This is a genomic window from Streptomyces cahuitamycinicus (assembly GCF_002891435.1).
In the GTDB taxonomy this organism is placed as follows: Bacteria; Actinomycetota; Actinomycetes; order Streptomycetales; family Streptomycetaceae; genus Streptomyces; species Streptomyces cahuitamycinicus.
On the sequence record NZ_POUC01000952.1, the window covers coordinates 1 to 542 of the forward strand.

General features: G+C 74.5%; 1 pseudogene. It reads left to right on the top strand.

The window, feature by feature from the left end:
• Positions 1 to 382, top strand: a pseudogene (locus C1J00_RS44045) (hypothetical protein); the annotation flags it as partial.
• Positions 383 to 542: the final 160 nt, after the last annotated feature.

Sequence of the window (542 nt, forward strand, 5' to 3'; positions counted from 1 at the left end):
GCGCAGGCACGCCCTGCCCGCGCTGGTCGTGGTCTGCGTCCTCGCGTTCCTCGCCTGGCAGCGCCTCGGCCCGCCCTTGAGGGTGACCACGGTGACGGTCACGGCCCGGCCGACGACCCTGGGATGTGACGGCACCGCGGACCTCGTCGGCCTCGTCACCACGAACGGCCGCCCGGGCACGCTGTCCTACCGCTGGATCCGGAGCGACGGCACCGCCTCGGGCGTGCTGAAGGAAGTGCTGGTCCGGGGCCAGCGGCAGGCTCGTCTCCACCTGCGCTGGACCTTCCAGGGGCCGGGGCAGCACACGGCAGAGGCCGAACTGCGCATCCTCTCCGGGACCGCGCGCACGGCCACCACCGGTTTCGCGTACGACTGCCCCTGACCGGTCGCGTCCGGTAGTGACCCGGCAGGGCGCGGCATGACCCGTCGCGACCCGGCATAACCCCTCGTGACGCGTCGCGACTCCTCGAGACGAGGCGCGCCCCTCGTGACGCGGCGCGACCCCGCCCGACCCGTCGCTACCCGCCCGACCCGTCGCGACC